Genomic DNA, 25340 nt, shown 5'->3' on the forward strand with positions numbered 1-25340 from the left:
ACGTCCATGCTTAAAAACTTGCCGCAAGATTCTAGCAATACTATTTCGCATACTAGCAGGCAAACTCACAGTCGCATTATGCGCTGCACATGGCGTTTTTTACACATTCCACTTCTTGTTTTGCTTATAATTACACTATTTGAATGTTCTATTGGAAACATTCCATTTTGGAGCAGTGTTACAGGAAGTACGGATAGCGCATCTGTTCACAATTCTTTAGGAAGCGGCGTTAAACGTCTTAAATCAGGCGGTCTTCTTATAACAGACCCTTCCGAAGCATACTTAGAGGTTATTTCAGATGGAAGCTCGCCTTATATTCGTCTTCAACCTTCTAGCATTAAAAATAAGCTTTATAAAAAGCAGCAAATTATAGACGATATTCACACGCGTGTTGAAGCTAATAAATATTTAAGCAAACCGCAAAGCACAAATCCTCGAGCGCTTAACGCTTCCCTACTTAGCATTCCTGAAGAAGTAGTTGATCAACCGTGCGTAGTTAGAGTATGGCTTCAACATCCAGCTGGAGCAATACTTGATGTTGAGGATGCTAGAGCTAATGTTAGAGCGCCTTTTAGCTGGTCTTGGGGACGCGTAAGCATACTAATTGTTTTTGCAATACTTATAGCTTTATGGAATCCTTGGTCTAAGCTTTGGAAAATTAAACTCAACACAAGTAGCATTTCTCAACGATTCTACTTATTCGCATCATGGATGCCTTTTATAATCATTGCACTTGCAACAATTATTTGGAATTTGCGCAATGCTACACCAATGCATTTTGATTCGCCTGGAAATTACGCTTACGATTTCGACCAGTATGCTCATACTGCTGACGCTCTTGCAAAAGGGCAGGTTCATCTTAATCTTCCTGTTCCTCACGAATTAACCACCTTGCCAAACCCGTATGATCCTATGGCTAGGAATAATCTTCTTAATCATTCAGTTCCTCACATGTACTGGGATTACGCATACTATAAGGGGCACTGGTATTCGTATTTTGGTATTCTTCCAGCAGTACTACTGTTTTTGCCTTACCGTCTTATTACAAGTATTTGGATTCCAGGCGGAGCAATGCTTCCAACTACTGTTGCAACATTCGTGTTTCTTATTGCTTTTCTTATTGCAGGATCTTTACTTGTTATTCGCATAATTGAGAATACTGTAAAAAATGCTTCTTTAGGAACCGTATCAATTTCTTTAGCACTGTTCTTTATTAGCGCAAACACGGTTTACTTGTGGTTTAGAACATCTTTCTATTCCGTTCCAATGGCAGCTTCACTATTTTTCACATCTTTAGGATTATGGTTTTATTTGGGCGCATTCGGTAATAGTAAAACTAATTCTTTTAGAAATATTGCTTTGGGATCGTTCTTTATAGCGCTTAACTTAGGTTGCAGACCTACTTTTGTGATAGCAGTCTTATTTGCAATTCCTGTGCTATACCCTATTTTGAAAAAATCGTTTAACGATTTTAGTAAAGATTGGAAGAAAGCTGAATATTGGAGAATTCCTTTGCTCTATGCTACAGCTTGGATTCTTCCAGCAGTAATTACTGCAATTCCATTTGGCGTGTATAATCTTTTGCGATTTGGTTCACCATTAAATTTTGGCAACGAGTATCAAATCACTATTACAGATATGACAACTATGCGTTTGCCATCGCAAAATATTCTGCCGTCTATTCTTAGCTATATTGCTCTACCTTTACGTTTAATTCCAACTTTCCCTTGGATTGGCATTCAGCCTGTTGCTTTTGACAGATGGCAGTATGCTGAGCCTATGATTGGCGGAATGTTCGTGCTTTCTCCTCTCGCATTAGTTTCGTCTTTTGCGGCTTTAGCTATGAGAAAACGCTGCTTGCACAAGATTTCGTGGAATATTTCTATAACTTCTTTAATAATTGGCGTATTTCTTATTGTTTTTGACAGTCTTAAAGCAGGAATTGGTTGGAGATATATTGCAGATTTCGCGTGGACTTTTGCAATTACTGCGGTAGTTGGCGTAACTTTACTTTTAGAGCATGCTGCTTCTGTTCAAAAAGACGATTGTTGGCAGAAAAAAACTATTTCATACAGCATACGTTTTGTTGTAATAACACTACTTTTTGTGTCGATTATTATTGCAGCACTCAGCTGGTTTGTTACGGGTCGTGAAGATAGCACACTTCGTTTTAACCCAGACTTATGGTATTTGGTTCGCTCCTGGCTTACGCTATTTTAATAAAAGTCTTTAGTAAAACTATTCTTCACAAAGAAGAGTATCAACAGTTTTTAAAAGTGATTTCAAACCTACAATAAACTGAGATTCTTCCGGAAGCAAAGAAAGAGCAAGATACCCATTTACTGGCATGTCAAAATAGTATCCGGGCTGCGAAACCAAATGATAATCTTGCATTAAGCGCAACGCTAACACATCGTCATCAATGCATGATGGCACGCGCAATAAAATATTCCAACCGCCTTCTGCACGCAAAGCACTAACACAACAATTAGGCCAGGATGCTAAAGTTTCACGAAGAGTTTTAAGATTTTTACTAACCCGGTTACGAACCTTTTGAGTCTGCGAAGAAGCATACTCTAACAACTCAGGTATACGCTTAGAAACCGTTGTTCCAATCGGCAAAAAGTCGTCTGCAATAACATCAAGCCTTTTTTGAGCTTCGTAAACATCATCTTTAGGACCTGAAACTTCAATCCACCCAACTTTTGCGTGAGGAGCTGCAAGCATTTTAGAAAAACCGTCCAAAGCAAACACGAGAGTAGATGATTCCCCAGCAAGCCTAGCGTTTGTTTCAAAAGGCTCAAGATAATAATCGTAAAAAACTTCGTCAGCAATTATTGCAACATCATTATCATGACATAATTGCAATAATTCTTTACGCTCCTCACTTTTTACATAAGAGCCGGTAGGATTATTCGGATTAATAAGCACAAGTGCTTTAATGCGCAAAGACTTATCTTCAAGCAGCTCTTTTACGCGAGGCAAATCAATAGTCCAAGAACCGTCGTAATGCAAAGGATACGGTATTGCGTTCACGCATTGCAAGCGCGCAATCGACTCAATAAGCGGGTACCCAGGAGTAGGACCAATAACAGCATCTCCCGCATCACAAAGAAGCATCATAAGCCATGCGTAAGCTTGAGATGTTGAAGAAAGTAAGTAAAGCTGATCCGGATTAAGCTTTGAAGGAGTAGAAGTATTAGTGCGATTATCGCGCTTATTAATAAAGTCTGCTAACAGTTTTCGAGATTCAATAGGTCCTCTAGGATTTGCAGCATAACTTTCAGATAAACATTTAGGTGCAAGAGAGTGAACAGTAGGATTAGAATCGTTTAATTTAGTAAGCTTTATGCCTCGAGCCACAGCTTTTCTCTGCGCTAAAATAATAGGATTTGGCTCGCTTACGTCTACTCTTGAAGAAAATCGCACGTAACAACCCTAACACCTGGTATAAAAAAGCTGGGCAACAGATTAAACCTGCACCCAGCTTAAAACAACAACAAATAAATTATTACTATTTATTAATATTTAGTCCTGTTGCTGATTCTTCTGCATTGCATAATAAGCTGCACCAATAATTCCAGCCTCATTATGCAAAGTTGCAACCACAATAGGAGTCTTAATATCAATATGTGGAAGGAATTTTTCACTTACGCGGCTAACTCCACCACCAACAACAAACAAATCAGGGTTGAAGTACTTTTCCATCAAACCATAGTACTTAGTTAAGCGCTTAGCCCACTTCTTGTAACCCATATCAAGCTTTTCACGAACGGAAGAAGCAGCATACTTTTCAGCATCTCCCTTACCTTTTTCAAGCTGAATATGACCAAGCTCAGTGTTTGGAATAAGTACGCCATTGTAAATCAAAGCTGTACCAATACCAGTTCCAAGCGTTGTAGCAATAACTAAGCCATCCTTATCTTTAGCGGCACCAAACTTCTGTTCAGCTAAACCAGCAGCGTCAGCATCGTTTACAACTGTTACTGGACGACCGCAAGCCTCACTAAAGACTTCAGTAACGTCAACACCAATCCAAGACTGGTCAAGATTTGCCATAAAATCAAGCTTCTTGCCTGGCTTAATCGGAGCAGGGAAAGCGATTCCAACAGGAACATCTGCAGGAACTTCAAAATGCTCAAGCTGCTGACGAACAATATCCGCAACCGCCTGAGGCGTAGAAACTGCAGGAGTGAGAATCTTATAACGAGGCTCTGCAAACTCGCCCTTTTCCAAATTCACTGGAGCAGCCTTAATTCCAGAACCACCAATATCGACGCCAAATGCTTGTGCAGTGTCAATCATCTCACTAACACTCCCCTCTGAATGTGTGCTGATAACAAGATATTCACAAATATTGTATCGTATATTTATTGCGACACGCTTGCTGATTGCTAACTTCTACTTCACTTCTGCTTTATTTTTACTTCAAAGAAGGCATAGGTTTCCACGTTCCGTCGTGCAAAATCTTCCTAGAAGCAAGCCAACCGGTAAATAATTTCCAAATACCAGAAAGAATATGCTCACGATCAACAGCCAACAGACGAATAATCTCTTTAGCAGCAGTTAAAGCAGTTCCAAGTGCAAACATAAACGGATGAAAATCACCATGAACCATAAAGTAGCGGGCCATAAACCCACGATTTCGCATAATATGGTAACGATTCATATCTGAAGTTGAGTTTAGCTGTCGAACTCCTGCAATATCCCAATTTGGAATATCGCGAGTGCGACGAAGAATAATATCCGGCACAACAATAGGATTCGTAACCTTACTAGCAAGATACCCGTAAGTAGTATCATCCCAGTAAATAAAGTAGCGAGAATCCGGAAAGCCTATCTTTTCAACAATATCTCGACGAATTAAACCACCCTCGAAACACATTGTGTTCATCACACGATAACCCGCATTACCAAAAGCTGAAGGCGCAATAGGATTCGGTATACCAAGAGGAACCAAAAAATCGTACTGCCAGTAGAAATTACCGCCGTCGTAATCTAAACGACTTCCTTGAACAACAGCATGACGCTTAGTCCAAGGAGCAAGACGCTCAATAGACTCAGGCACTGTTTCAACATCATCATCCATAACCCAGAACCACTTAGCACCAAGCTCATAAGCCTTCTTTACGCCAGCGCTAAAACCGCCGGCGCCACCAAGATTCTCATCCTGCGGAGCATAAACAACGTGAGAACAATTGCCCTCATCGTCTTTTTCTGCCTTACCCCAACGATTAGTTAAATCAGTTTCAAGACCAGAAACCATTTCGCGAGTTTTATCGCTGCACTCATTGTCAACAACAACAATTCGCCAAGGACACTCGTTCAAACATTCAAAAGAATGGAACAAATTATCCAAAAGTTCCTGACGCTTATAAGTGACCACAACAACAGCAAGCTTATCAATACTCTTACATACGCTATTGGCTTTGCTGTTAACAATTTTCTTTGTTCCCATATTGCTCATACTTGTATTCTCGCACCTACCCTCGCCACACAATTATTACAACAATGTTCTTAGCATGAGATACAAAAGAATAGTCAGTTTCAGGGAAGGTGAAAATCCTTACTGGCGGTAACAAAATACGTGTTTTATACCTTTTTGAAGCCCGCGAGCGGTGTAAAAGCTGCTGATTCGGTTAAATTCCGAAGCCAACGGTTACAGTCCGGATGAAAGAAACGGAGTCCCATCATGGGTATTTCTAATACAAATAATCATCAAACTTATGCAAAAAACTCTAGCTGGTCTAGCGAAAAAATCGCAAAATATGCTCTATTTGTGGCACTTTCAATGGCTGTGAGTTTCATAGAATTTCCACTAATTCCAGACTTTTCATTCCTAAAATACGATCCTTCAGGAATCGTGTGCCTCGTAGCAGGATTCGCATACGGGCCTTCAGCGGCAGCAATCGTAAGCATACTCGGCTTTGCACCACACTTATTTACCAATCCACTGGGCACAGTTATGGCAGTGCTAGTATCTTTAGGAGCTAGCGTTACAGCAGCAATCTTATACAAAAAAATGCATACCAAAAAAGGCGCAATCATTGCACTTTCGGCAGGCTCTATTGTTGCTATTGCGCTCGCAATAGCGGGAAATCTTGTTATTACTCCTCTTTACGCTCACATGACTGTTTCGCAAGTTGCGGCTCTTATTATTCCAGCACTGCTACCGTTTAATATTATTAAACTTGCGCTTCACGTTGTAGTAACAATGCTTGCTTATAAACCAGTTTCTAAACTACTTCACCACAGCAAGTAAATCTTCTAAACGGCATAAACTATGCAAAATACCAGCACAAGCAGTAGTATGAACAAAGCTCAAAATTGCGCAGTTGAAAACAATACTCTAGTAGAGTTGCGAAATATTTGCTTCAGCTACGATGATGGAAAAACTTGGACGCTTAATAATTTAAGTCTTACAATTAATCCTGGCGAGCGCGTAGCTATTGTGGGCAAAAACGGTTCTGGTAAATCAACTTTGGCAAAAATTATTGCAGGTTTAGCAGCTCCAGATAGAGGCTATGTTAAATTGTGCGGCGAAAAAGTTTTTGAAAATACTACTGCTTATGCTGACGCTTACAAAAATGCGCGAAAGCTTATTGGTGCTCTGTTCCAAAGTCCAGAAGATCAGATTGTTACTACTGTTACTGAAGATGATGTTGCTTTTGGACTAGAAAATTTAAACGTAGAACAGCATAAAATGCGAAAACTAGTTAACAATGCTTTAGAAGCTGTTCACATGCAAAATCATAGACTTTCTAACCCGAGTCTTATGAGTGGCGGACAAATGCAGAAAGTTGCTTTAGCAGGCTCTATTGCAATGCAGTCAAAGCTACTTGTGCTAGATGAGCCTACTTCTATGCTCGACTCTAAATCTCGAGAAAACGTTGACACATTATTTGATGATTTGCATAAAAGCGGCACGAGTATTGTGCAGATTACGCATAGAATTGACGAATGCAAGAATGCAGATCGCATACTTCTGCTAGAAAATGGAGTGCTTCACGAAATTTGTTTAGAAAAACTTGAATCATATTTAAACAATTCTAAATCTAGTCTTTCAAAAAAATCGCAGGAAAATATTAATAATTACCCGAAGCGAAACGAAAATATAAACGATAGCACGCATGCAAATAAAGCAATTTCAATATCACACTTAACCGTTAAATACGATAATAAATCTACAGCTGCAATTAACGACTATTCACTTGACGTAAATGAAGGTGAAATAGTTGCAATAATGGGCGAAAACGGCTGCGGAAAATCCACTCTAGCTAAAGCTTTGTGCGGACTGTTAAAAGCAGAATCTGGCTCTATAATCGTAGAAAAAATACCTGTTAGTGGAAAAACTTCTAAAGCGGATCGTCAAAACTTGCGCAAAACTATTGGCTACGTTATGCAGCTTCCAGAGCAGCAGCTTTTTGCTAATACTGTGCGCGAAGATGTTGCTTACGGTCCTAAAAATTTTGGTCTAAAAGGAGACGCTCTTAAAGAACGCGTAGATGAAACGTTGAGGCTGCTTAATCTTGAAGATTTGGCTGAAAAATCACCTTTTTCTCTTTCCGGAGGCCAACAGCGTCTTGTGGCAATAGCAGGAGTTCTTGCTTTTAAACCGCGAGTGCTTGTGCTTGATGAGCCAACAGCAGGATTAGATTTTGAAGCAGCATCGCGTTTATTACAAATTCTTTGCGAACTTAATAATCAAGGCGTAACAATTGTTGTTATTACGCATAATATTCATGAGGTAAAAGCTTTAGGCGCAAGATTAGTAACATTAAAAACAAAAAATAGTGAAAGTTTAGAAGATAAAAAGAAGTCATCACAAGAAAAAATTAAGCAAGAAACGATTACGCAAGAAAAATCAACCTCACTACTTAGCTCTTTTGATCCTAGAATAACGCTTCTATCCTGCTTTATGCTCATGCTAAGCGCTTTTAGCATTACTCATTACACGCAGTTAGCTGTTCTTGCTTTTGCCACACTGTGTCTAATCATTGCCGCAAAAATACCATTCATAAAACTAATTTCTTCACTACACATGCTTATTGCAGTATTTACTTTTTCGGGATTACTAAATATTCTTGCCGTTCGCACAGGCAAAATACTTTGCAAACTTGGGCCAATTATTGTAACGAACGACGGCATTCATTGCGCAATACTATTTGCCACACGATTCTCGCTTGTAATTATTATTGGCGCAATATTAGTTATTACAATAAGCCCAACAGTGCTAACCGAAGCCTGCACGTCTTTGCTTTCACCACTTAAAACTATTGGAATACCAACGCAGGAAATATCGCTTATTATGAGCCTAGCATTGCGATTTTTGCCAACGCTTTCTAACGAGGCAGTAGAAGTTGCGCACGCTCAAACCGCTAGAGGCGGAAGCATACGAGACGGCTCAATTTGCAAACGAATCCACGCAATTTCTTCGCTTATTGTTCCTGCTTTTGCAGGCGTTATTCGCCACTCAGAAACACTTTCTTTAGCGCTTGACACACGCTGCTACACGCCAAGCGCAACAAGGTCTCATTTGCACACGTTAAAAGTTAGCGCAAAAGATGTTCTGCTATTAGTTGTGGCCGTTGGTTTTGTTAGCGCAATTATTGCAATGAGTTTATAAATGTTATATAGAACAAAATACGCATGTTGCAATTTTTGTATGAAATAATTCGCAAGATACTGTATAATCCGTTAAGCACTTATGTAATTTATGCAATACTTTTGTTTGATTGAGCTTGATTAAACTTGCATTTGAAAGGACGCCTTATGGCATTGACAAAAAAGCAGACTAAGCAGCTTCGCGCGCTTGCTAATACGCTAAGCCCACTTTTGTACGTTGGCAAGAACGATATTACTGATGCAGCCGTAAAGCAAGCAGACGAAACCATGCAGTATCACGAACTTATGAAGTGCGCTGTGCAAGATGGTTCCGGCTTAAGCGCTAAAGAAGCAGCTGTTGCTCTTGCAGAAAAACTCGGTGCCGAAGTTGTGCAAGTAATCGGCAATCGCTTTGTATTGTTCCGCGTCTCTACACTAGACAGCGTTGAACACATTATGCTTGTGCGTGAATAAAACTCTCTCTTAATATTTTTATATTTTTGCGATAGTTCGTAAATAAAAAATGCTCCATGATTGAAAAACTGCTGAGGCGGTTCAACATTCATGGAGCTTAATTTTATAGTAGCTTGCTATTTGTCAATGATTTGTACGCCACTAACTGTTGACTGACCTGCTGGAAGATCTAGCCAATTTGATCCATCACCCCCATATTGAGCAGCAATAGTAATTTTTTTGTTATTATATTTTTCAAACCTATTGCTTTCATTTGATTTAGAAATCTTCATAGTAACCAAGATATTATTAAGAGAGTTGAACGTTTGTCTTACTCCACAATCCGTACCATTACAGTATCCTCCAACAGACATCTTCCTATCTAATACTAATACCGTATAAATATTATCTTTATTTTCTTCTAGAACATTGTCTTTCTTACCAGTATTATTTGGTGTAGTTCCAGGAAAATCATATGCTTCATCAACATTTAATATTTTTACAGTTCCAGTAAATACTTGATAACCTTTCTCGCGCCAAAATTGAACAAGCTTATTATGCTTACGCTGAGCTTGAGTCAAGTTTTTAGCATTAATCATCATATTAATATCAGTAAAATCATCAACTGACACAAAAGTTGGATGTAATAATTTACTTATCTCACCAGTGCCAGGAACTGGATCGTATGTATTATCTTTATCTAATGGGTGATAAACAATTGACCGAGTATTGGTAAAGTTGCCTTCATTTAGCTTATAGATTGTTTTACTCCATGGAAAAACATCAGGAGAATTTTTCTCAATAGCGCGCAGAATTACAATTCCTTTATGGTGCGGATCAAAATATATTGTTCCTGAATTCTCATTTTCATCATGCGCATTATCTATAATTTCTGGATATTTAACTAACTTGCCATTCTTAAATGAAAATACTTTAATATGCTTAGTAGTATTACTATTAAATTCATCTGCAGAAATAATAACCATTTCTGGGATAGTATCATTATCAATATCCCACAAGTCATAATAGTATTTTGAATCTTGTGGGATATTATTTGAAACATACGATGAATTTTCAAGCACCTTTTTGTATTCTTTACCAGCTTGAGAAAGAATATCGTCAGCACTGCGAGTATGCGGTTTTGTGATAGCACTTATGGTACTACTGGCAACATGATTCAGCGAAAAACCGCTGTTTTGTACAGTGTCGGCAACAAAGCGAACATACACAACCCATGTTGTGAGCATGCAAATAAGCACAATGGTTGATACGCAATAATACAAAAAAGCATTATTTTTCTTCATTGCAAACATCTCTACTTTCGCCAAGTTGTAGCACTATACTTGTTTTTACTAAAACGTAGGTTTTATATGTGTTATATGTTTTATGCGTAACTCATTCACCGTAATTGGAAGAAACATCTTTCATTAAACCTGCCATAAGCGAGTTGTTGTCAATGTGGGAAAGATTACTAGCATCTCCAACAATCATCACATCGCCAGCAGTAGTTGGGAAAATTATTACAGAACATGGGTCGCCAACAATAAAAATATGATTGTCATCACTCATATCGAAGGGGCTACCATTTTTGTAAAGTATATTCTCTAATTTTTTATGATTTTTTTCAGCGGACGGAAACTCGTTGAGAACGCATGACGCATCTTTTTCAAAATCATCGCCTGTTCCAACTTTTACAATCGCTTTAGCTCCACCAAGAGCATAGCTATGCTTTATTGGCAGATTGCACTTTTCGCTAATAGCGTTAAGATCTGGCTTTATATTAAGAGCATTTCGCACGCCACTAAAAGATCCATTGTGCTGAACGCAATAGAATAAACCGGCTATTATAACAAAAACAACAAATCCCCAAAAGTAACTTTTAGCTTTACTCATAATAAACCTCCATCTCAAATATGATACAAAATAAGCATCACTGACTTAGATTTCGAATTGATCAATCTCTCTTAAATGAAATTCTTACGTATGATTCTAGTTGCACGATTTGATAACGCGTAAACCTTCAGTTTACGTTTAGTCTGTAATGATTTTTAGAGAGTTGTAACTAGGGTCATCGTAACTTGGTTCTAAGCAAAAGCATATTGAAGTAGCCTTTTTAACTGCTATGGTTACGTTCTTTCCTACATAATCTTTCATTTCTCCGGCTTTAGGACTAACAAAGAAACGTTTGTAAACGTATGTGTCGGGAACTGGCGTACCTTTGCCATCAACTCCAACAGTTATGATGGTTTTGTATGGCATATTTACTGTGTAAACAATTTTTGAATCGTTGACGAAATAATAAGAATAATCATCTAAAATCGCATCCGGCGGTGCTGTTTGCTTTACTTCGTCAATATTCATCTCTTGAACATTGCCGGTAAGAATGGTGTATCCATCATCTCGTAAATCTTGAATATACTTATTGTGTTTCTTCTCTTTTTCACTAAGAGTCATATTATTAATTAGATTGTCTACAGGCTTAAGATTTTTAACATCAACAAACATTGCATCAAGATCGCCTACATTGCTAGGATCTGCCGAATTATCTTCAACACTTGAATCTAATTTAAACTTATAATCTTCAGTAAGCTTATAAGTATCACGACGAACTTTAAGCGCATCAAATACATAATACACAACTATGCCATTGTGATTATGATCGTACATTAATGTTTCTGAAAATTCGTCATCACGAGACGGTCCTAAATCTTCAATTAACTGCGATTCAACAATTTTTTTGCCATCAAAAGAAAATACTTTAGTAAAACGAGGCTTATTTTCATCGTAACATAATTTTTTTCTTGCAGTTACAATAAGTTCTGGAATCTTATCATTATTAAAATCCCATAAGTCATAGTAATATCCGAAGGAATCTGGAACATTTTTGAACTTGTATTTTCCGTGTAGATTTTCAAGCACGTTTTTATAAGCGCGACCTGCTAAAGAAAGAGCATTATTTGACTTATTTGGTTCAATTACAGCTGTTACAGCATTGTTGTTCATAACATTTTTCAGCGAAAAACCGCTGTTTTGCACTGTGTCTACAGTGAAGCGAACATACACAACCCATGTTGTGAGCATGCAAATAAGCACAATGGTTGATACGCAATAATACAAAAAAGCGTTATTTTTCTTCATTGCCAACTTCTCTACTTTCTTTAGATTCATGAAGAATTGTGCGGATTTGAGATAAGCGTTGAGTTAGCTCGTGCTCGTATCCACGATTCGTTGGATGGTAGTATTCGCGTCCAACAAGTTCGTCTGGCATGTACTGTTGGGATGCTACAGCTCCAGGGCAATCGTGCGCATACTGGTATCCTTCGTGATTCCCCCAACTTTTCATTAGTTTCGTTGGAGCGTTTCGCAAATGAAGAGGAACTTGACCAATATTTCCATCATCAACGTCTTTGAGAGCCTGATTAATAGCATTGTAGCTTGCGTTTGATTTAGGAGCGGTTGCTACAGCGATCACAGCTTCCGAAAGAATAATGCGCGCTTCTGGCATGCCAATTAGAGCAACAGCTTGAGCTGCAGAAACAGTTACTTGTAAAATTTGCGGAGCTGCCATACCAACTTCTTCGGCAGCAGCAATCATAATTCTCCTTGCAATAAAACGCGGGTCTTCCCCAGCTCGAAGCATTCTCGCTAAATAGTGCAATGAAGCGTCAACATCACTTCCGCGCATCGATTTAATAAAAGCAGAAATCACATCGTAATGATCGTCGCCATCTTTGTCGTAGCGAACTGTAGTAGTGTCCATTACGTTAGAAACGATATCGGCAGTAATAACAGGCTTATTTTTGCCGTGCTGCAATGCACAATCTCCTGTTATTGCTCCTGCTGCTGCTTCTAAAATAGTAAGAGTTTTGCGAGCGTCTCCACCGCTTAAGCGAATAATAGAATCTATTGCGTCTTCGTCAATTTTAAGCTGATTGTTGAGCCCATTTTCGCTAGTTACTGCGCGCTCTATAAGCGTGTGTAAATCTTCAACACTAAGCGACTCAAGTTTTACTACTACTGATCTGCTAAGAAGCGGTTTAATGATTGAAAAACTTGGGTTTTCGGTAGTAGCTCCAATAAAAGTTACGTCGCGATTTTCTACGCTTGGAAGCAGAGCATCTTGCTGCGATTTAGAAAAACGGTGAACTTCGTCAATAAAAAGTACTGTTTCTTGGCCTTTGCTAACTAAACGCTCGTGCGCACGATCAAGCACTGCACGAACGTCTTTAACACCAGAAGTTACAGCAGAAAGCTCTTCAAACACTCGCCCAGACTGGCGAGCAACAATATATGCAAGAGTAGTTTTACCGACTCCTGGAGGGCCAAATAGCACAACAGAACTTGGCGAGGTAAGAGAGCCTTTAGACTGCGGATTTGCAAGCCTTCGCAAAGGAGAGCCTTCTTTTAGCGCATGCGACTGCCCTAGCACGTCTTCAATGCGGCTCGGTCGCATACGCACTGCCAACGGACGAGTTACATCGCTAGGCGCGCTACTTGCTGCAAATAAATCCTGCTCCATAAATACCAGCTTACAATATGTATAGAACAAACGTTCGATTCTAATTGTTGGTTACAAACTAAGACAAGTTTACAACACTAGACGTGCGAAACTTGGTAATCGAAGAACACAACTTCGCCTTCATCTTGAGTTGTATCCAAATCAACAATGCCAGTAATAGCCCAATTATGATCCCCGTCAGAATCGTCGATAATCTGCCGAACTTTCCAAGAATGCTCACTTTTTTCAAGCGAATCGTCAAGAATAAATAAGTCTCCGCTTCGAGCTTTGGCATCTATTCCAACATACTCATGCTCGTCGTAATAGTCGTCAAGCACATCATTCCACTCGTGAACTCCGTAACCCCAAGCTTTATCAAGCTCTCCTAAAGTATCCGCATCTTCCAAATCCATAAGTTGCACGCGGCGGAACATTGCGTTTCGAATAAGGACAATAAGACCACGACGATCCTCAACTACAGACTCAGAAGTTCCAGGAGCTGCAAGAGTTACAGCACTAGCTTCAGCGTCAGATCCTCCTGCACTCTCCCACTCGTCAACAAGACTAGAATCAATAGAGCGAACAACAAGACGAAGCCAGGAAATAATGTCACGCAACTCTTCGTTAAGCATATCTTCCGGCACAGTGCGAGCAAGAGAACGGTAAGCATCCGAAAGGTAGCGAAGAAGCGTTCCTTCACTTCTAGCAATGCCATAGCGAGAAATATAGCCAGTAAAATCGGATGCTGTTTCAACCATGTCTCGGAGCACAGATTTAGGTTTAATCCAGTAGTCGTTTGCCCACGGAACATCCTTGCGATATTGTGCAAAAGCAGGCTCAAGCAAATCTTCAAGAGGCTTAGGGTAGCTAACTTCAGCTAAGCGTTCCATGCGCTCCTCGTAGTCAACGCCATCATCCTTCATGCCAGCCACAGCAGCATCACGAGCCTTACGCTCCTGCGCGCGAAGAACAGGCTTAGGATCATCTAAAGTTGCTTCAACCATAGAAATCACGTCAAGCGCGTAACTTTCAGATTCTGGATCTAGAAGTTCCAAAGCAGCAAGCAAGAACGGCGAAAGCGGCTGATCTAGCGCAAAACCTTCAGGCATTGCAACGTCAAGCTCATAATCACAAGAACCGTCCGCATGCTTTTTACATTCAATAACTTGAGTATCGAGTAAAGTTTGGAAAATATCGTCGCAACGTTCAAGCAGTTTCTCTTTATCTTGCGGCTTTTGCGCGCTATCTTCAATAAGTTTTTGCACGCGCGCTCTAGCATCTCCACCTTGCGTAACTTCGTTCAAAATCATTGAGTGCGTTACAACCATGTGTGGATTCAAAGTTTCTGGAGCACTTTCAATAAGCTTAGTAAATGTTGGCTCGCCCCAAACAACAAATCCTTCTGGAGCCTTCTTACGCTTAACTTTTTTAAGCTTTTTAGGGTCATTGCCGGCTTTTGCAACAGCGCGAGCGTTTTCAATCTCAAACTCTGGAGCCTCGCTAACCACTAAGCCTTCGGTATCAAATCCCATTCTGCCTGCGCGGCCTGCAATTTGATGAAACTCGCGAGCGCGAAGTTTTCGACTACGATTCCCATCAAATTTTGTGAGCGCTGTAAGCACAACAGAATGAATTGGCACGTTAATACCAACACCAAGAGTGTCCGTTCCGCAAATAACTGGTAGCAGCCCTTGTTGAGCCAGCTGTTCGACGAGCCTGCGGTAGCGTGGAAGCATGCCAGCGTGATGCACTCCAACGCCGGTTCTAAGTATTCTTTGCAAGATTTTGCCAAATCCTGTAGTAAACTTTGTGCCTTTAATTGCTTGAGCAATTTTGTCTCGCTGCTCTTTGCTTGAAACTCCCGTGCTTGCGAGCGCTTGCGCTGTTTCCAGAGCTGCGTCTTGCGAAAAATGAACTACGTAGATTGGCGTTAAACCCTTGTTGAATAAGAGTTCTACAGTTGTAGCAAGTGGCTTATCGGTGTACTCGTATTCAAGTGGTATTGGTCTTGGCGCGTTAGCAATAATATCAACGCTTCTTTTTGTTGATTTTTCTAAGCGCTCTGCAATATCCGATACGTCTCCAAGAGTTGCGCTCATAAGTAAGAATTGCGTGTTTGGAAGCGTAAGTAGCGGTACTTGCCAAGCCCACCCGCGCTCTGGGTCTCCGTAGTAGTGGAATTCGTCCATTGCAACGCAATCAACTTCTGCATTTGCGCCTTCGCGTAACGCTTGGTTTGCTAAGATTTCTGCAGTGCAGCAGATTATTGGAGCATCAGCGTTAATATGCGAGTCGCCAGTAATCATGCCAACGTTGTCACGCCCGAAAATCGCAACTAGGTCGAAGAATTTTTCGGACACAAGTGCTTTAATTGGCGCAGTATAGTAGGAGCGTCTGCCTGTGGCTAGCGCTGCAAAATGCATGCCGAGCGCGACTAGCGATTTTCCAGAACCTGTTGGAGTGTTTAAGATTACGTGGTCTCCTGCAAGCAAATCCATAACGGATTCTTCTTGATGCGGCCATAAATCTACATGTTTGTTATCTTTAACCCAATCAACAAATGCTTGAAAAATCTCGTCTTCGCTAGCATGATGCAAATCAAGAGCTAACTCGCCTAATCCAGCCATATACGCTCCTACTTTACTTACGCTTTAATCGTGACTTTACTTACGACCTAATTACGCTCTATTTGCGCTTCTTTTTATCTCGCACTTTTACGGAGATTTGAATAGGAGTTCCCTCGAATCCAAACTCTTCGCGAAGAGATCGCTCAATAAAGCGACGGTATCCGTGCTCTAAGAAGCCTGTTGCGAATATTACGAAACGCGGCGGGCGCGTAGAAGCTTGCGTTGCAAACAAGATTCGCGCTTGCTTGCCGCCTCGCAAAGGATGCGGATGAGCAGACTGAATACGACCTAAGAAAGCGTTAAGCTTACCCGTAGGAATACGCTTATCCCAGCTATCTAAAGCTGTTCGCATGGCGCGCGCAAGACGATTCGTATGCCAGCCTGTTTTTGCAGAAAGATTTACGCGCTCAGCCCAAGTAACGCGCTCAAACTCAGTCTTCCACAAGCGTTCCATGCGCTGCCTTGAAAACTCGTCCATCAAATCCCACTTGTTAAACACAAGTACGATTGCGCGACCTGCGTCAACAGCTTGGCTCATAACTTTTAGATCCTGCTCCGCAATAGGAACGGAAGAATCGAAAAGAATCAAAGCAAGCTCCGAACGTTCAATCGCAGCCTGCGTGCGTAGCGAAGAATAGTATTCTGCACCAGTAAGCTTATGAGGCCTGCGCTTAATACCAGCAGTATCAATAAACAGCCAGTCTTCGCCGTCAACTCGCACAACCTCATCAACAGGGTCACGAGTAGTTCCAGCCAAATCGTTTACAACAGCGCGCTCTTCGTGAGCTAAATGGTTCAAAAGCGAAGACTTACCAACATTTGGACGCCCAACTAAAGCAACCCTACGAAGACCTTGCGGAGTTAAGAATCCTGAAGTTTTATTCGCTTTTTTCAAAGAGCTAATTGCCGCGTCAAGCAAATCTCCAACGCCTCTGCCGTGCATTGCAGAAATTCCGTACGGCTCTCCCATTCCAAGCTTCCAAAACTCTGCAGTCAAGTACTCGCTTCTAGCATCGTCAACCTTGTTAACAGCCAATGTTATAGGCTTTCCTGCAGCGCGGAGCATTGAAACAATGCGCTCGTCTGTGGCTGTTAAACCAACTTGACCATCAACAAGGAAAATTACAGCGTCGCTTAAACGCACTGCTATTTGCGCCTGCTGAGCAATAGAAGAATCAATTCCTTCAACGTCTGCTTCCCAGCCGCCAGTGTCAACCAGCTTAAAATTGGTTCCAGCCCACTCAGCATCATAGCTTACGCGATCTCGAGTAACGCCCGGAGTATCTTCTACAACAGCAACTCTGTGACCTAGAATACGGTTTACAAGCGTTGATTTTCCAACGTTTGGTCTACCAATAACAGCGATTACACCAACTGCTTTTGTATCTTTCGATTCATCTTCGCCTGCTAAATCTCCGCTAAGCAGCGCGCGGTCTTCATCGTCAAGATCATAGCCTTCAAGATTAGCGGCATAACGGTCATACTCATCCTGCTCAATTGCAGCATCAACCATTTCAACAAGAGCATCAAGAGTCTGCTCAAAAGTCAAATCAGAATTATCGAGCGTTGTAACACCATCAGCAGCCTGAAGAAAACTCGTAACTTTAGCATCTTTAGCGTCGCGAGCACGAATATCGTCTTCCTCAGAAGATTGATTATTTTGCAAACTTTCTTGCGAAATTTCCTGCTTGTTTCTGCGAGCTTGACGAACTTCTTCCCTTGCAGTAAGAAGAACGCGAACTTGCGCATTAGGAGCCACAACAGTAGTAATATCGCGACCTTCTGCAACAATGCCCTCACCTTTAGAGAAAGAATCATCTGCAGATTCAGCAGAAATATACGCGCGTTGAGCAGCAATAAGCATGCGTCGGACTGCAGGAATTGAAGAGACAGTAGATACGTGCGACGAAACTTCACTGGAACGCAGTTCTTCGCTAATATCTTCACCTTCGACAGTCACCACAGGATTTTTAGGATCCACGCTAAAGTCAGCGTCACTTTCAGTAAATAATGCTCCAACAGCTTCAACAATCTGATTAAAGCGTTCGAAATCAGCTGGATTTGCAGGCTGACCTTCATTGTCTAATTCAATTTGCGTGCTTAAATCAATACCCTGATTTAAGCACCACCATGCAGCAGCTCGATACATTGCACCCGTATCTAAATACGCAAAACCGTAGTATTGCGCTAAAGCACGAGAAGTAGAAGATTTACCTACTCCTGCTGGTCCATCAATTGCTACACAAATCACAGGCCAACCTCCTTAGAAAGCGAGCGCACTTCTGTTTGAGAAAGAACGCGGTAAGATCCAGCTTTTAAGTCCCCTAATTTAATAGGGCCGATTTGCGTACGAACCAAGCGCTTTACAGGGAATCCAACAGCTCCAAAAATCCTACGCACAATACGATTCTTGCCAGAATGCAACACGACTTTTACCATGGTTGTGTCGTGATTCTGGTCGATTATTGCGCAGCGGTCGAACTTAATCCAACCATCTTCAAGATTTACGCCTTGAGAAACCAAGCGGCGGCAAACCATGCCGTTAATCTTGCCTTCAAGCGTTGCAATATAAGTTTTTTCAACCTCATACTTTGGGTGCATAACATGCTGGCTTAGCTCGCCATCGTTGGTCATTAGAATAAGACCTTCCGAATCGTAGTCCAAGCGACCCATGTGGAAGATTCGCTCGTACTTGTCTCCCACAATATCCCTTAAAGTAAAACGACCTTTAGGATCGTCCATAGCGCTCAAAACTCGCTTAGGCTTATGCAATGCGAGAGTTACAAGCTTCGTGTTGAACTTTACTCGAGACCCATCAACGCGCACTTTCTGACGCTTTGGATCTACGCGAGTACCAAGTGTTGTAACCAATTCGTCGTCTACTTCAACACGCCCATCGAGAATAATCTCCTCACATTTGCGTCTTGAACCAAATCCCGCTTCAGCAAGCAGCTTCTGCAGTCGAATGGCGTTTTTGTCATCTGAATGCGCCTGATTGGCGCGGGAATATGCGTTTGGCATCGTTCTCCCAACGTGACCTCATGAATTGTTTAACAAACATGCGCAAATAAGTTATTTTTAAGCACTAAATCAAACAATTCTCTATTACTATAATTTTTCTATTACTTTCGCAATTGTGATAAATAAGAAAATTACCACTTTTTCTATGCTACCGTATGGCATGGCCGTGATACTATAGCAGTTGTTTTAATAAGTTGCAAACTATACAGCAACACGTATTAAAGTAAGGAAAACTATGATTGAAGCACCGGAAACAACTTCTGAAGAAGCTAAAAGTGACTCTCCACTTGTTATTAAAATAGCAACCGAGTTTATTGCTACAGCGCTATTAATGTTCACAATTTACACTTTTTATTCACTATCAACAGCAATGTACGGCATTAATTTGCTTATGATTGCCGTAGGAACAGGCGTTGCGTATGCTGCAGCAATTTCTATTGCATCCAAAGTTTCTGGCGGACAACTTAATCCTGCTGTAACTATTGCATCTATGTTTACAGGACGCACATCGTATTTGGAAGGCCCTTGCTATATTATTGCGCAAGTTCTTGGATCCATTTTTGCAGCGAGCGCTTTTGTGTTCATTTTGCCTCAAACAAAAATGGTGAAAGATGCTAACTGGTTCGCTCCTGTTGTAAACGGTTTCGAACAAGGCTCTATTTCTGCAACGCAGCTAAAAAGCGTAAACTCTTCCTTCGGCGTTATTACAGCCTTATTGGTTGAAGTAATTGCAGTTGCAATAATTGTTGCTACAGCAATGAATTACACAAAAGATAACGGCAAGACCAATTGCGGCTATTCCACTCACATGGGTATTGCTTACGCAGCTGCAACGCTTATTACCTACCAGGTTACAGGTTCGGGTCTTAATCCTGCACGTTCTACAGGCATCGCAATTGTTGCAAACTTTAAAGAGCTTGAAGTTAAGCCATTAACTCAGTTGTGGGTTTTCTGGATTGCTCCAATTTTTGCGGCAGCACTTGTTGGTTTTGTTACTTTGCTTACTAAATTACTTACCACTTCTGCAAATCTTGAGAATAGAAAATCGGGTTACACTCATGCAAACAACGCTAATCAAGCTCCAGTAGCAATTCAAAATTATGATGAAAATTCAGCTAATTTTGGATTTAGTGAAGCAAATAGCGTTAACAATATGCAGAGCGATGCTACTAACATGAGCAATTTTCAAGAAAACTATAGATAGTAATAGAAAATAGTAAAAATAGTAATAAAAAAAAATAGTAATAAATGTAGCAAACAGTTGCAATAAAACTAGTAAAAGTAATAAATGCAATTGTTTGCTATATTTCTTTTACAACAAAAATGCGATTGAAGCGCACGTTACAAGTAAGCCAATTCCAAGAGCAATGCTTATAAAAGCATCAAAGCTCACGGAACGAACCTTCCATAAACTACGCTGACGCATTATCAATCGCATAATTCCAAGCAAGATGGCCGTCACAGAAACAATAGCTGCGGCGGCTGTTGCGTATCCAATAAAAGCTAGTATTGCGCTTATTGAAACAATAATTGCTACAATCCACTCAGCGTAAGGTTTTCCTTCAGACTTTTCCGACACGTACGGATGCTCTGTTTTACTACCCTTAGTCTGCTGCTCGCTATTTGTCATACTTGTATAATACATAACTTGCAATAATAAAACACAAGTTGTTTTACAAAAAAAAAACAAAAAATGCAGCGCTTGAAGTTATCGAACGCTGCATTTTTAGAATATGAATTTACTTATTTTACTTACTTACTAAATTACGAGAATTTAGTGGAAGAAGTGACGAGTGCCAGTTACATACATTGTTACTCCGGCAGAACGTGCAGCTTCGAACACTTCCTCGTCGCGAATAGAGCCGCCTGGCTGAACAATTGCACTAACGCCCGCTTCAATAAGAATCTGAGGGCCGTCAGCGAACGGGAAGAACGCATCAGAAGCTGCAACAGCTCCCTTAGCACGCTCAACACCATCTGCCAAAGTGTTAGCGCGTTCAACAGCCAGATGGCAAGAATCCACGCGATTAACCTGTCCCATACCAATGCCAACAGTAGCGTTGTCGTGCGCAAGCAAAATAGCGTTAGATTTTACGCAACGAAGCGAGCGCCACGCAAATTGCAAGTCACGCAATGTATCAACGTCTGCAGGATCGCCGGAAACCAAAGTCCAGTTTTCTGGATTATCTCCAAAAGCGTCAATCTTATCTGCCGACTGCACTAACGCACCGCCGTCAATAGGATGCACTTGCAAATCCAAAACAGGCGGAGTTGCAACCTTCAGAATGCGAAGATTCTTCTTCTTAGTGCGAAGCAATTCCAAAGCCTCTGGCTCATAGTCTGGAGCCACAATAACCTCTGTGAAAATTGGGCGAACACTTTCTGCCATTTCCAAAGTCACTGTAGTGTTTGCAGCGATTACGCCACCGTAAGCGCTTACAGGATCACAAGCGTGAGCTTTTTTATGAGCAACAGCAGCAGTTTCGCCAATTGCCAAGCCGCATGGATTATTATGCTTGCAAACAGCAACAGCAATTTGTGGAGCAAAATCCCAAACTGCACGCCAAGCAGCATCCGCATCAACATAATTGTTGTAGCTCATAGGTTTTCCGCCAAGAAGCTCAGCTTGAGCTAAACCGCCATTATGCAATGGATCAACATACAATCCAGCCTGCTGATGAGGATTCTCACCGTAGCGAAGCTCGTGTTCCAAATGCCAAGTACGCGTATATTCTGCAGGAAGCAACACGGATTCAGCGTTTTTAGACTCGTTTTCAACATCTTTTGCGTTAAGACTTTCTGGCTTTGGACACGCTTTTTGAGTCCACTGAGAGATTGCAGCATCATAAGAAGCAGTGTGCTCGAATGCTTTAGCAGCAAGATATTCGCGCTCTTCTAAGCTAAATCCTTTGCCGGAAGAAACACGGTCTGCCAAAAGCTGATAGTCTTTAGGATCCGTAATAACAGCAACAGACTTATGATTTTTTGCAGCAGCTCTAATCATAGAAGGTCCGCCAATATCAATTTTCTCAATAATGGCATCATTATCAGCACCACTCATAACCGTGTCAACAAATGGGTACAAATTAACAACCACAGCATCGAACGGCTTTATATTAAGGTTTTCAAGCTGCTTTACATGATCAGCATTATTCATATCCGCTAAAATTCCTGCATGAATATGCGGATCCAAAGTTTTTACCCTACCATCTAAGCTTTCTGGGAAACCAGTAACAGTAGAAACTTCAGTAACATTAACACCAAGCTCGGCTAATTTAGAAGCAGTAGAACCAGTTGACACTACTTCAGTACCAACTTTAATAAACGCGTTTGCTAGTATTTCAAGTCCTTCTTTATGAAAAACTGAAACTAACACACGGCGAATTGACCTTTCCCCTGTGGTTATCAGCACATTTGCATTTGATTCTTGGCTATGTGTCTGTTGCACGGCGGTCGTCCTTCCTTAAATAGTGGTGAGGAATTTATTCTCTTTTGGTCTTTGATGAAACCGTTCTAGGAGCGGCTTTTTTCAAAGACAAAGGTGATTTTCGTTGTATTAATTCGGTATCTGTTTTATTTGTATTATCTTCTGTAAGATTTTCAGAAGTAGTTTCAGCTTCAACATTAAAAGTTTTGTTTTGCGCAGAATTTTTATTAAGCAGCATAGAAAAAAGGTAACGAATTGCCCAAGATAGCAATATTCCAAGAACTGCAATAAGCCAAGCTGCACAAACAGCATAAAGAGTAAGATGGCCTACAGCCCTAGTGCTTTCAACAATGTCAACTCCAACAAAAGAAAGCCTGTACTCTCCTAAAGATCCATTGGCCAAAGCAAAAACAATAGTAAAAATAATTGTTATTAAAGAAGCGATGCAAATACTTACTGCAGCTGCTTGAGCTAGACCTATAGCAAAAGCTTTAAGCTCTTCTTTATCTTCAATATTTTTCAAACGCAATCCACAACCGCGTTTATGCAATATTACTAAAAGTATTACCGCAAAACAAATTATTGGAATAACACTCAATATTGCGTTTCGGTATAACGAATCGGATACTGATTCAGGAAATATTCCAAAAACTGGCACAGGTGGCAAAGATTTATGCATTGAGGAAGCCAAAGTAAAATGCGCAACTTTCCCAATACTAAATCCTGCTCCGCAAATCCAAGACAAAGCCCAAATAGCTATATTTGGCAACCACACAAGGCATGCAATTGACGTAAGAATACGCGAACCATTTTGCATACCGAGTTTTATAAAGAAAGAATTAACAGAGCCAATATTAGTGCAGCACCAAACTATTACAGTTACTAAAGCCACAGCCGAGTATATTGCAAATAAAATAACTGACAAGCGTTTAATTATGAGAATATTTTTTTGCGCAAATTCAGGGCACACTTGTTTATAACGCTTCTTAAAAGTTTTATAAACTAAGCTGCGCGGGAAAACAGCAATAAACAAAGATATTAAGTATATTAAAGCTGTTTTGAAAATAATAACAGGAACAGAATCAACCAAAGTTATATGCGTATTTTGCGAAAGAATTACGTTAACAGCAACCCAAAATACGGTACCTGTTACGTATGCTGTAGAGCCGCCTTCAACTTTTCTAATTAGGCTAGAAAGAGAAGCTATAAGCAAAATTGTTAAACCTAAAGGAGTTATTGTTAGCACACAATTGTCAAAAGTAAGACCAATTCCTTGAGCAAACATAAATACAGCCCAAGTCATAGACATTGCGGAATCAGAAAGATTACCGGTTCCTTCTTCAATAGAAACTATAAGTAAAGTAAGAGATAAGAAAAGTCCTATTGTAAGAGAAAAAACAAAAATTACAATAAACGGAGTAATTACACCTTTAGATACACTGATTAAGGATGACTTAAGTTTTTCAACCATAGCTTCTCCTTTCAGTACTATTTCAAACGTGTAAAACTAATCTTAGTAAAATAATCCTAGTGCTTTAAATTGTTTATATTTTGCTAAACTCTACGCAGGCATAGTCATTAAACTGCTGCAAGGATAATCCTCTAAATCGTTCATTCCACTAATGCCAGTAAGTTCAATCACGAAACTAAATCCTGCAACTTGCCCTTTAGCTTTTTTAACAATATTTGCAGCTGCTTTAGCAGTTCCTCCAGTTGCAATAAGATCATCTACAATAAGAACACGCTGGCCAGGTTTAATAGCATCACTTTCGATTTCAATACTAGCCTGACCATATTCGAGCATATAAGATTCGCTAATAACTGGAGGTGGAAGCTTACCAGCTTTACGAATAGCAAGAAAACCCTTACCTAAACGTTCTGCTAGCAGTGGGCCGAAAAGAAAACCGCGAGCTTCAAGACCTGCAATTAAGTCGATTGAATCAGGCTCAGTAGGCAAAGCGTCTACTAAAGAGTCAACAAGAATACGAGAAGCACGCGCGTTAGAAAATATTGGGAGAAAATCGCGGAATACAATACTCGGATTTGGAAATCCTGGAACGGTACGAATTAATGAAGCAAGATAATCTGAATCATCTTTACTTACTGTTCTCAACGATTTTGCTGTAATATCCGTTGTTGTCATAATCCTAACGTTCTTTTCTTCGCAAGATGTGATTCTGGAATATGGAAAAAATCTGCATATTAGCGTGATGCGCGAAGTAAAAACTTCACACATCACGACTTAAAAATTTTTAATTATAAATTTTACTAAAAGCTTTATTTTTTATTCTGCAGTATCTGCAGTATTTTCAGCTTCTACTGATTCTGAAGCTTGTGTAGCTTCTGCAGATTCTGCAGATTCTGCATTAGATTCAGCTTCATTATCTGCAGCTTCTTCGTCGCTAATAAATGCAGGACGTACATACAACCTGTTTACAGCTCTAAAGGACACGCGCATTAAGCTACCTTCAGAATCAATAACGATTTCTTCGTACTGCATATCTACGCTTACAATCTTGCCAATAATTCCGCCGATTGTAATAACCTCAGTACCTGGCTGCAAAGATTCATGGAATGAACGCATTTCATTCTGACGCTTTTTAGCATTGCGAGTTTGGAACCACATCATAACAACCATTACTACGATAAGCGCAATAAGAAGACCGTACTGCTGGAAAAATTGAGGCACAATAAACTCCTTAAGTGTCCA

General features: G+C 40.4%; 20 protein-coding genes and 1 riboswitch. Of the genes, 5 read left to right on the forward strand and 15 right to left on the reverse strand.

The annotated features are described in order from the left end of the window. Positions 1–6: 6 nt before the first annotated feature. Entirely contained in the window at positions 7–2220 is a 2214-nt protein-coding gene (locus HXT35_RS00905) for a hypothetical protein (RefSeq protein WP_004127925.1), read from the forward strand. An 18-nt stretch (positions 2221–2238) separates the two neighbouring features. Here HXT35_RS00905 and HXT35_RS00910 read toward each other — a convergent pair whose 3' ends face one another. The 3 genes from HXT35_RS00910 to HXT35_RS00920 form a co-directional block, all read right to left on the reverse strand. After that, a complete protein-coding gene (locus tag HXT35_RS00910; RefSeq protein ID WP_421777383.1) occupies positions 2239–3429 on the reverse strand; it encodes a pyridoxal phosphate-dependent aminotransferase in 1191 nt (396 codons plus the stop codon). Positions 3430–3528: 99 nt separating this feature from the next. Continuing rightward, a complete protein-coding gene (gene ppgK / locus HXT35_RS00915) occupies positions 3529–4305 on the reverse strand; it encodes a polyphosphate--glucose phosphotransferase (RefSeq protein WP_004127919.1) in 777 nt (258 codons plus the stop codon). A 118-nt stretch (positions 4306–4423) separates the two neighbouring features. Continuing rightward, positions 4424–5467 (reverse strand): glycosyltransferase, encoded by a 1044-nt coding sequence (locus tag HXT35_RS00920; RefSeq protein WP_004127916.1) that lies wholly within the window; start codon positions 5465–5467, stop codon positions 4424–4426. 72 nt (positions 5468–5539) lie between these two features. Continuing rightward, positions 5540–5686: riboswitch (FMN riboswitch) on the forward strand. A 6-nt stretch (positions 5687–5692) separates the two neighbouring features. On the opposite strand from HXT35_RS00920, the gene HXT35_RS00925 reads away from it, so the two are divergent. The 3 genes from HXT35_RS00925 (at position 5693) to HXT35_RS00935 (ending at position 9078) form a co-directional block, all read left to right on the forward strand. Further along, positions 5693–6262, forward strand: a complete 570-nt coding sequence (locus tag HXT35_RS00925) for an ECF transporter S component (protein WP_004127913.1) — start codon at positions 5693–5695, stop codon at positions 6260–6262. Between the two features lie 48 nt (positions 6263–6310). After that, on the forward strand, positions 6311–8626 hold the full coding sequence (locus tag HXT35_RS00930) for an energy-coupling factor transporter ATPase (protein WP_421788146.1): 2316 nt from the start codon (positions 6311–6313) through the stop codon (positions 8624–8626). A 146-nt stretch (positions 8627–8772) separates the two neighbouring features. Then, complete coding sequence (locus HXT35_RS00935; RefSeq protein ID WP_004127908.1) at positions 8773–9078, forward strand: YhbY family RNA-binding protein; 306 nt, start codon at positions 8773–8775, stop codon at positions 9076–9078. A gap of 116 nt (positions 9079–9194) precedes the next feature. On the opposite strand, the gene HXT35_RS00940 is transcribed toward HXT35_RS00935, so the two are convergent. The 7 genes from HXT35_RS00940 to HXT35_RS00970 form a co-directional block, all read right to left on the reverse strand. Then, positions 9195–10361 carry a hypothetical protein gene (locus HXT35_RS00940; RefSeq protein WP_032843478.1) on the reverse strand — a complete coding sequence of 389 codons (1167 nt, stop codon included), beginning with the start codon at positions 10359–10361 and terminating at the stop codon, positions 9195–9197. 91 nt (positions 10362–10452) lie between these two features. Next, complete coding sequence (locus HXT35_RS00945) at positions 10453–10950, reverse strand: hypothetical protein (RefSeq protein WP_004127902.1); 498 nt, start codon at positions 10948–10950, stop codon at positions 10453–10455. Positions 10951–11088: 138 nt separating this feature from the next. After that, the gene (locus HXT35_RS00950) at positions 11089–12195 is read right to left on the reverse strand and encodes a hypothetical protein (protein ID WP_004127898.1); all 1107 of its coding nucleotides are present in this window, start codon (positions 12193–12195) and stop codon (positions 11089–11091) included. Next, the gene (locus tag HXT35_RS00955) at positions 12182–13576 is read right to left on the reverse strand and encodes a replication-associated recombination protein A (protein WP_421788148.1); all 1395 of its coding nucleotides are present in this window, start codon (positions 13574–13576) and stop codon (positions 12182–12184) included. Before HXT35_RS00955 ends, HXT35_RS00950 begins: the two co-directional genes overlap by 14 nt. A 77-nt stretch (positions 13577–13653) precedes the next feature. Next, the gene (locus tag HXT35_RS00960) at positions 13654–16182 is read right to left on the reverse strand and encodes a DEAD/DEAH box helicase (protein WP_421788150.1); all 2529 of its coding nucleotides are present in this window, start codon (positions 16180–16182) and stop codon (positions 13654–13656) included. 58 nt (positions 16183–16240) lie between these two features. Continuing rightward, the gene (der, locus tag HXT35_RS00965) at positions 16241–18433 is read right to left on the reverse strand and encodes a bifunctional cytidylate kinase/GTPase Der (protein ID WP_421788152.1); all 2193 of its coding nucleotides are present in this window, start codon (positions 18431–18433) and stop codon (positions 16241–16243) included. Next, positions 18430–19203: a pseudouridine synthase gene (locus HXT35_RS00970; RefSeq protein ID WP_004127892.1), complete on the reverse strand. Its 774-nt coding sequence runs from the start codon at positions 19201–19203 to the stop codon at positions 18430–18432. The genes der and HXT35_RS00970 overlap by 4 nt, the downstream gene beginning before the upstream one ends. Positions 19204–19438: 235 nt before the next feature. Here HXT35_RS00970 and HXT35_RS00975 point away from each other — a divergent pair, with 235 nt between their 5' ends. Further along, positions 19439–20407, forward strand: coding sequence for an MIP/aquaporin family protein (locus HXT35_RS00975; RefSeq protein ID WP_421788154.1), 969 nt, complete (start codon positions 19439–19441; stop codon positions 20405–20407). Positions 20408–20515: 108 nt separating this feature from the next. On the opposite strand, the gene HXT35_RS00980 is transcribed toward HXT35_RS00975, so the two are convergent. The 5 genes from HXT35_RS00980 to yajC form a co-directional block, all read right to left on the reverse strand. After that, positions 20516–20833, reverse strand: a complete 318-nt coding sequence (locus tag HXT35_RS00980; RefSeq protein WP_421788156.1) for a DUF3017 domain-containing protein — start codon at positions 20831–20833, stop codon at positions 20516–20518. A gap of 144 nt (positions 20834–20977) precedes the next feature. Continuing rightward, a complete protein-coding gene (purH, locus tag HXT35_RS00985; RefSeq protein WP_421788158.1) occupies positions 20978–22651 on the reverse strand; it encodes a bifunctional phosphoribosylaminoimidazolecarboxamide formyltransferase/IMP cyclohydrolase in 1674 nt (557 codons plus the stop codon). 34 nt (positions 22652–22685) lie between these two features. After that, positions 22686–24101, reverse strand: coding sequence for a DUF6350 family protein (locus HXT35_RS00990; protein WP_004129206.1), 1416 nt, complete (start codon positions 24099–24101; stop codon positions 22686–22688). 90 nt (positions 24102–24191) lie between these two features. Beyond that, on the reverse strand, positions 24192–24773 hold the full coding sequence (locus HXT35_RS00995; protein WP_004129204.1) for an adenine phosphoribosyltransferase: 582 nt from the start codon (positions 24771–24773) through the stop codon (positions 24192–24194). Positions 24774–24914: 141 nt separating this feature from the next. Next, positions 24915–25319, reverse strand: coding sequence for a preprotein translocase subunit YajC (gene yajC / locus HXT35_RS01000; RefSeq protein ID WP_004129201.1), 405 nt, complete (start codon positions 25317–25319; stop codon positions 24915–24917). Positions 25320–25340 lie beyond the last annotated feature (21 nt).

It is taken from the genome of Gardnerella sp. DNF01141 (assembly GCF_049244255.1).
Classification (GTDB): domain Bacteria; phylum Actinomycetota; class Actinomycetes; order Actinomycetales; family Bifidobacteriaceae; genus Bifidobacterium; species Bifidobacterium vaginale_E.